The following is an 8,679-nucleotide window of genomic DNA, read 5'->3' as shown; positions in this document are numbered from 1 at the left end:
AAATCGTTTGTTCGGATGGGGTGATTACCACCTCTGGATCTTCTATTACTTCAATAGTAAAAATAGCACTCGAGACATCGGCACATCCTAAACTTTCGTCAACATCAACCGTTACATAATAGTAATATGCCCCTGGACTTTGTACACCCGGGTTGAAAACAGTTGTGTTTGTACCGACTGCTGCATCAGATGCATCGATTATTATATCATCTGAAGCATACCATTGGTAAATAATGGTACCGGTTCCTCCGCTATCGGTTATAAAACTTAAGTCTTCTGGAGTGGCACCAGAACATAGCGTTTGGCTTAGTGGCGATTCGCCACTAATTTCGACATTAGGAACCACTTCGATTGCTGCAGGCGCTGTCGTAATTTCATTACAACTTCCGGCGCCACTAAAACTAATCACACAAAAATAATAGAGTGTCCCCGTACTATCTGTTGGTGGTTGGTAATTGGCTTCTTGACCTTCAGGACTCGCTACCGCAGTACTATTTGCATCGGTTGGATCGTTATTGCCAGTATCATTATAATACCATTGGTAACCTGTAGTACCGATAGCAGTACCAGATAACATAAAGGTTAACTCTTGGGCTGAACCATTTATACAATACGCGCCGTCTGTAGGTTGTGTCGTTATAACTGGAGCCTTGTTAACAGTGATAGTAAACTGAAAAGAATCACCAAGACATTCGTCAACGATAAAAGGTGTTACTGTATATATCACCGTTCCTGTAGTACCACTATCTAATGTAAGCGTGTGTGATGGTATAGTATTGGAATTACCTGAAGCAATAACGCCCAATATATTATCCGAACCCGATGAGCCAGTCCATGTATAACTTGTATTCGGATCACTAGATTCAAATATAATCTCTTCAGTTGAAGTTTCTGAACACAAGGTTTGCTCAAATACTGTATTGATAATCGTTGGTACCGGTAAGATTTCAAATGTTTCGGTAGCCGTGGTTGTTCCACAACTTGCAGAAACGGAAAGGCTTAATATATAATTATTAGGTGTATAAAAACTAATTTCTGGAAATTCTGAATTTTCGTTAGTTCCATTTACAAACTCCCAGTCGGTAGGGGACTCCCCTATATTTAAACTCCAAATATAGGTTGCTGTATCTGGCCCACAGCTATTAACGGTAGCTGTTGGATTAATAATTGAGATTGTTTCACAAAAGTTTTCTATAGGACTAATAGCCACTTCTGGAGGCGCTTTAACAATAATTTCTTGTGGCGTACTAAGGGTGATTCCACAGGGATTTGTTCCTTCAAGTGAAACCTGGTAAGTTCCTGAGGTTGTAAATTGAATTTCTGCAATTTCAGAATTGATAGTTGTCCCGTTAATAAAAGTAGCTCCATTTGATGTTCCACAATAATCCGGCGTATACTGAATAACCCACTTAAAAGTTGAATCGCTACATTGATCGTTAACATTAGTTGTGTTATTAAAGATCGTACTAAATGGCGCACAACCTTCATTATTATCCACTGTGAATTCTGGATTTATTGGGCCTTCAATGCATATTTCTTGCGAATAAACAGATACATCACAAAAATAATTATCCGCTTCAAGAGTGACTATATACGTTCCTGGGTTATTGAATGTATGATCTATGTTTTCATTACTAGATGTTGTTACTGGAGTAGAGTTATCACCAAAATCCCACGTATATTCGACATTTAGCGAGCAATTGTATCCAAAACCGGAGACAGTGGTATTAATAAATGGCACAGCTACATTCAAGCAACCCTTTTCAGGAGCAGTAAAATTAGCTTCAGGACTAATTATAATTCGTATATTAGGTAAAGTAGCCGGATCAGGTTCGGGTGCACAAGCATTCCTTATCCATAACTGAGCTACGAAATCACCAGGACAACTAGACTCTGTATAAGAGTGCGGAATTATAGGAAAAGGGAGGGAGTTTGAAGGGCTAGTATTATTATAGAATGAAGAGCCTACTAATTCAGTTTGAGTATAATTAACTGTAGTTCCATCGCCATAACCTACCTCGTAGGTTGTATCAAGCGTATTATCTCCCCAGTTTGTGATTTCAAATTGAATATCTCCAGAAGGCGCACATAGATTTAGAGTATCACCTGGCCCTGAAATCCCCCCAGAAGGATTACTAGAATTTTTTACTGTGTACACTTTTTGTGCTTGGCAGCCATTATCTCCAATAGCAGTAATAGTCATATCGTATTCTCCAAAACCATCATAATTATGAGAGAAAGGAAAGCTCACATTAGTATCACTTGCTCCATCTCCCCAACCAATAGTGTATGTAGTAATACAGCTTGAAGAGGTGGAATTATTACCCACATTAACCATAAATTGCGAACTTGAATTAGCATTCCCACAGTTATTAAATGGCCCAGCGGCACCCGGATTAGTATCAGAAAAAGAGATTTCCGGCGTTCTCTTTACAGTTACGTCATGATTTACAGTACTTATAGGCTGATTATCATCAATGTCGTCTGTTACCGTTAATGTGACATTAAAATCTTCTGTTCCGCAACCTGTCGCTTGAAAGTCGTGACTCGGATTTTCTTGAGTAGAAGTTGATCCATCTCCAAAATCCCATAAATAGGTAAAGGAACCGTCATCTGAAACCGTTGAGGTAAACACCACACTCTCTCCAGAACATGTATTATTATTACTGAATGTAAAATCTACCGTTATAGGATCACTGGTGATTTTATAAATTATATTGTTTTTAAATTCTATAGTCGTATTCAGTGCTATTGCAGAACTGATAATAATAAAAAAAACAACTCCAAAATAGGCGTATTTACTGTACTTCATAACTCAATAATTGGTTTCTTAACAAGCTTAAAATATCTAAAGTCATTTATACAATACAGTAAGAACAGTGCTCCTTAAACACACAGCGTTTTAAGGAGCGGTACGGTATTCCATTTTAAGAAAATAAATCGTTTTTTAATAATAATTTATACTAACTATTATTTATTGCTTCTTATTTACTCAATATCTTAAAATGGATAACTAAGCCGACATCAGCACGAAAAAAAACTATTCAACTAGTGCTCAACTCAATACTTCTTACGTATAGTAACTTTAGATAAATAAATCCCGAGTTCTATAAAACATTTGGGGTTACAAATATAAATTTAGCGTTTCAAACGCCCTTACTGTTTCCCGTAAAGCAGCTAAATAGGTGTTATATTTCTTATTTTAAAAATATAATAGCCTACTATAACAGGTCTTATAATTAACTAAGCGCACAGTTCACAACTATTATTTTATAATTTCAATTTTGTATTGACGATAAAACCCTCTTACTACAATTTCCATCTCCTTAAAAACCAAAGACCAACACCCTATTTCTATTTTAAACGAGAGAAGCGAAGCGGTTTACATTTCGTTTTACGGATAACAGTAATGCCGTGTTGGGCGTTTATTCTATTTTTAACCTCAAATAAATATTGGAAGCGTACAGGGTGTTCTTCTTTTTCTAAATCTAACGCCGTATTGTATATAAAAACCCTATGAAAAAACGAATTAAAAGGCTTTCTCGATATCAATATTTTCAAGGGCAGTAAAAAGAATTAAATTATTTGATTTTAAAGTAGTATCCAATTATCGCTATGGATTTAAATAAATTATAAGAGTAACCAGAATAACACCTTTAAAACAACCTAAAATAGATAGCTTTACCAATTATTCTAATTTTACAGATCTAATATTGGTGATTACCAGGTGTTTTGCCTTGGAGAACTGTTTGCGAGGAAGCTAATAAATACTAGAATACAGTCGGAATAAGCTGAATAAGACTTAAAATGTGAAGTAGGCAAATTATTAAAAATTATTAAATGAAAAAAATTATTTTAAGTTTAGCTATTGTAAGTTTATTTGCATCGTGCCGATCAAGTCTTAACTACGGTGGTTATAACCAGATTAACCAAACACAAACGGTATTATCAAGTTCTAATTTTAACGTTCTTGGAAGTTTTAAAGGCATTGCTACAGAGAAAATAGTAACTGGTAATATTACAAATAAAGAAGGTATTATTTCTCAAGCTAAAACAAAACTACTAGAAAATGCTAGAGCAGCAGGCGTAGAATTAATTGGGAGCAGAACACTTGTTAATGTCGCTGTTGATTTAATTGAAACTAAAAAAAGAATAAGCGTAACCATTTCGGCTGAAATTATTGAATTTAAATAAGTGTACTAAAGGGCAGCGATTCATTTTTCTGCCCTCTTATTTTCTTCTTTTAATGCGTTAAAAAATTTACTTTCTCTATCTATTATTCACCAAGCACATAGTAGATACTTAAAGCTCTTTTCATCTAACACTTTCAAGTTTTAAAGACCACTTAAGATTTAGTTTATCATTTTTTAAAGTATAACTATTTAGGAAGTAACAACGAGTAATCACATTTAATATACTATGTTTAAAAAACAAATTTTATTTCTACTACTACTTTCTACTCTATTTTCTTTACCCTTAAAAAGTGGTGCCTACAATCCTCTAACATATAGCTCCAATCTATCTGAAACTAGCGTCTCAACAAACCACTTAAAAAAAATACAAGTGGCCTCATGGAACATTCGCGATTTAGGACGATCTAAAACACCTGAAAACATTAACCAAATTGCTAATATATTACGCGATTTTGATGTTGTAGCCCTACAAGAAGTTGTAGCCAAAGATCCTGCCGGAGCACAAGCGGTTGCTAAAATTGCCGACGCACTAAATAGAATGGGTTCCAAATGGGATTATCAAATTAGCGATCCTACAAATAGTCCTTCGGTTTATATGAGCGAGCGTTATGCTTTTCTTTGGAAAACCTCGAGAGTAACGTTGGTGGGCAAAGCATATTTGGATAAAGGTTTAGAGAAACTCTGTTATCGCGAACCTTTTATAGCAACTTTTAAAACGAAAGGCGAATCAGAACCTTTTTACGTAGTAAATTATCATTCTCGAAAGCATTATGACAAGCCAGAAGAAGAAATTATTCATTTTATAGATTACCCAGAACGCCTTAACTCTAACAGTATTCTTATTGTTGGCGATTTCAATATCAATGAAAACCATACGGTTTGGGATCCATTTTATAGTAAAGGTTTTAATAGTGCTTTAAAGAATCAACCTACTACCTTAAAAACAAAATGTAAGAATGGCAATTACCTTAATCATTCTATAGATAATGGTTATTTTACTTCTGGAATAAATATAATTAAAGCAGGAAAACTAGATTTTGTAAAAGATTGTAAGAATCTAGAACTCGCCCAAGAAATTTCAGATCACTTACCTATTTATATGGAGCTTGAATTTAATTAAAAACGTAAAAATAAATTTGAACGCATTCGTTCAATGTTTTAGTTCCGTAATTATGTAAAAGTTGCGAGCAAATCTCCGTTATTATTCTTTAAAAGAGAAAGTAAATCGGGTTTACAAAAATCTAAACTTCTAAATTTTGTTTCCTTTCCAAAATCGTCCATAATTTTATTATCATTCTCAAAACGTGTTTTTTTTCAGAAATATGCTTATCGTTATTACAGCTTCAACCTCTAATAATTTATGTGTAATATCGTAGTCTTCCCCCATTATTTTGACTTATACCTATAGCATATACACCCATTTCTTTTAGGTAAACATCATCAAGTTTTAAGACGATATCCTGAGCAATAATAGAACCTGCGAAAAATAGCGATAGTAAGAGTGATACAGTTTTATTTTAAATATACTAGAGTATCGCTACCCCGTTTACCTTCAGACTTTTACAATAAATAAGGATATGTAATTATAAAACTATTTCAAAATTAGTTTGATAACAATGTTAGTTTAAAACCCACAATACCTTAAATAACTACACTATAAACCTATTTATATTTTATAAATCAAGGTGAACCCGTTTCCTTAAAATAAATTAAATTAGGAAAATAACGGATTGGGCTATTAACTCTTTTATCTATAAACAAACATCCAACTATAGCTAATTCTGTTTTCTAAATACAGTCAGTAGTCATTAATAAAACCAATCCCTTGTTAATCCTAAAACAACCACTACCCTTTATTAATGAGTATTTTACCCTATATTTACTATCGCTAAACCAACACATTATTAAACCAGATGCTAAAAAAACTAACCATTTTATTCCTTATCAGTAATTTCGCTTTCGCCCAAAATGATTCTACGACTATTAAAACAATAGGATTTAACTCTGAATTTTCGTACAAAATGCTTGATCAGAATCAAAACCTGAGAAAAGTTAATATCCTTCTTGAAGAAAGAAAAAGGGGCACCATTAAGAATAATAGTCTAACTATCGGCACCTCATTAATTTCTATTTTAGATTATCAACATTCCAACACCGACTCTAAATTCGGGTATCTTATGAGGCATCCTACAGCAAACAATCAAATAGGAAAAGAAGTTAGCGAGGCCGTTATTCATTCCTTTCAACTATCACTTACAGCTACTATTAACAGCTGGCTGAGTACACATGTAGAGATACTCTATAATCCGCAGCAGGCATTTGGTGCTGGAACGATTACGTCTTTAGAGAGAAATCAGCTTCAATTACGAAAAGGATTTGTCGTAATAGGTAATTTGGAAACGTTTCCACTCTACGGCGCTTTAGGAAAAATGGATGCCCCTTTTGGCCAAATGGGAAGCGTAAATCCGTTTACCAACTCTACGACTTGGCACGCTTTCGCTGGTTTGGGGTATGGCGCACAGATTGGGTATAAGAAAGGTGGTTTACACACCAAATTAATGGCCGTTCAAGGAGGGGCTCAGTTTCGAGCTATGCATACGCCCGTTGGAAACAATACAAAAACCCCCTCAAAGATTAATAACTATGTTGCCGACTTAAATTACGCCTTTAATATTTTAAACAAAGTTCACCTTCTAATTGGTGCATCTTATTTACGTGGCAGCGCTTATTGTCAAGATTTTCCAGTAACTCATTTTTCGCCTTGCAACGACAATAATCCCGCATATACCTATTACGGAACCGTAACTATAAACGAACGTCTTACCATTAAAGGGGGATTTGCAAAAACTACAAAAATATGGAAAGGCACCCATAACCCGACGCCACCCTTAGATGTATTTGAAGCCTCTAAGGTAAGTGCATTAGATTTTGGGGCTAAATACGACCTCAATCAAAATAGCAAAATTAAATATACGCTTTCAGGAGAGTTTTCAAACTTTAAAGCAGGACCAAAGGGCGCTCCCTGGGAACGCCAGAATCAAATGGTATTAGGTTTCGCTAGCCTTATAAAAAAATCTTCGAAATTATTTTTAGAGGTTTTCCGAACCGAAGGTTATGCGCCATTAAACTTTATAAGCGGAAGTAACGACTTTGAACCTTTTACCCCAGGCATATCGCACAGTGAAAGGGACGCCAACAGCATAGGCTTTGTATTAGGTGCTCAAGTATCATTTTAATCATACTATGACAATGGTCTGCAAAGAAATTGCAGTACTAAAAACTGTAGTTTATAAGTGAAAATATCCAAACCTTATAAAATAATAAATGTTTTATTATAAAGGCCCTATAATTTATAGGGTTATCTTGTAAAAAAACCATCCCTTTATGAACCCTAAATTATTCTTAGTTTTACGTGTTATTTTCAGTGTATTTTTAATATTCTTTGGATTAGATCACTTTTTCAATTACATCCCGTTCCCTGAAATGGCTCCGGAAGCCAATGCATACTTCGCTAACTTATTATCAACATACGCTATGCACATAGTAGGTGTAGTAGAAGTTACAGCTGGTTTAGCCTTTTTATTCAATAAATTTGGTGCTATAATGGCACTTATTTTAATGAGTGTTTCTATTAATGCTGTACTATTTCATCTTTCATTAGATCCTGAAAAAATTTATGGCGCGCTAGTTTTGTTAATTCTAAATATCATTTTTCTTTATCATTACAGAAAAAACTACACAGAATTATTGAAGCCTGTTTAGATTATTAAATACTGATGTACATTTTGGACGCTTTTAAATACAGTAAATATTATAAAAAGAGTGCGCTTTAATAGCTGAAAGTACTAAAATAACTACTGGCCTGCATCCTTTTTAAAAAGCATCACTTGATACGTACGTGGAAGCGTTAAACGGTTTGTCTACTATTTTTAAATTAATGGCACAACGCTATATTTTTAATATATAAACCATCTTAGAGACTTTAAGGATTGGATCCGAAAAGAGCCGTACAAAATCGTTACTTTAAGTAATAATCTAGGCAACTATTCAAGTTGAGATAAAAACTCTTTCTCTGACGGTCCGTTTTACACAATTTTAACCAATAAACAAACCATCGGAAAGAAAGGTCTCATAGTGGCCCTTCTAAAGCGAATAATCTTATTAATGTGTTTAATAAGATACCAATGGAATGACAACATATAGTCTAAGAATTTTCTGTGGATATGGCTAAAAGTATAAATTTAATGGCTAGAAAAAGTTCCTCTAAAATGTAAATTATAACCGCCAGATTTTATGTTAGAAACTAGCCTCCCAGGCAGTACAAGAAGAGCATATCCGATAAATATGGAAAATTATGGCTCATTCTCAAAAGTTGTGTGTGAATTGAAATAAAACTCCGTTTTTTGTAAAAAAAAACGTCGACAATTATCTTGAATTACTCAAACTTATTCTTCCTGAATTTTTAATTAATCATTTCGATCTAATA

At 34.2% G+C, this 8,679-nt stretch carries 5 protein-coding genes; 4 read left to right on the top strand and 1 reads right to left on the bottom strand.

Features of this window, described 5'->3' with window-relative positions:
• A partial coding sequence (locus tag ES676_RS14335; protein ID WP_148371014.1) for a PKD domain-containing protein occupies positions 1–2,812 on the bottom strand: 2,812 nt, incomplete at its 3' end.
• A gap of 1,028 nt (positions 2,813–3,840) precedes the next feature.
• On the opposite strand from ES676_RS14335, the gene ES676_RS14330 reads away from it, so the two are divergent.
• From ES676_RS14330 to ES676_RS14315, 4 genes are all read left to right on the top strand, one after another.
• Positions 3,841–4,194 carry a DUF6567 family protein gene (locus tag ES676_RS14330; protein WP_148371013.1) on the top strand — a complete coding sequence of 118 codons (354 nt, stop codon included), beginning with the start codon at positions 3,841–3,843 and terminating at the stop codon, positions 4,192–4,194.
• Positions 4,195–4,419: 225 nt separating this feature from the next.
• Complete coding sequence (locus tag ES676_RS14325) at positions 4,420–5,313, top strand: endonuclease/exonuclease/phosphatase family protein (protein ID WP_148371012.1); 894 nt, start codon at positions 4,420–4,422, stop codon at positions 5,311–5,313.
• Positions 5,314–6,106: 793 nt separating this feature from the next.
• The gene (locus ES676_RS14320; protein ID WP_148371011.1) at positions 6,107–7,429 is read left to right on the top strand and encodes a hypothetical protein; all 1,323 of its coding nucleotides are present in this window, start codon (positions 6,107–6,109) and stop codon (positions 7,427–7,429) included.
• Between the two features lie 148 nt (positions 7,430–7,577).
• Positions 7,578–7,955: a DoxX family membrane protein gene (locus ES676_RS14315; RefSeq protein WP_148371010.1), complete on the top strand. Its 378-nt coding sequence runs from the start codon at positions 7,578–7,580 to the stop codon at positions 7,953–7,955.
• The last annotated feature ends 724 nt before the right edge of the window (positions 7,956–8,679 follow it).

It is taken from the genome of Bizionia saleffrena (genome assembly GCF_008086175.1).
Classification (GTDB): domain Bacteria; phylum Bacteroidota; class Bacteroidia; order Flavobacteriales; family Flavobacteriaceae; genus Bizionia; species Bizionia saleffrena.
Note: the sequence above shows the minus strand (reverse complement) of the source record. Positions and strands in the feature narration are given on the sequence as shown.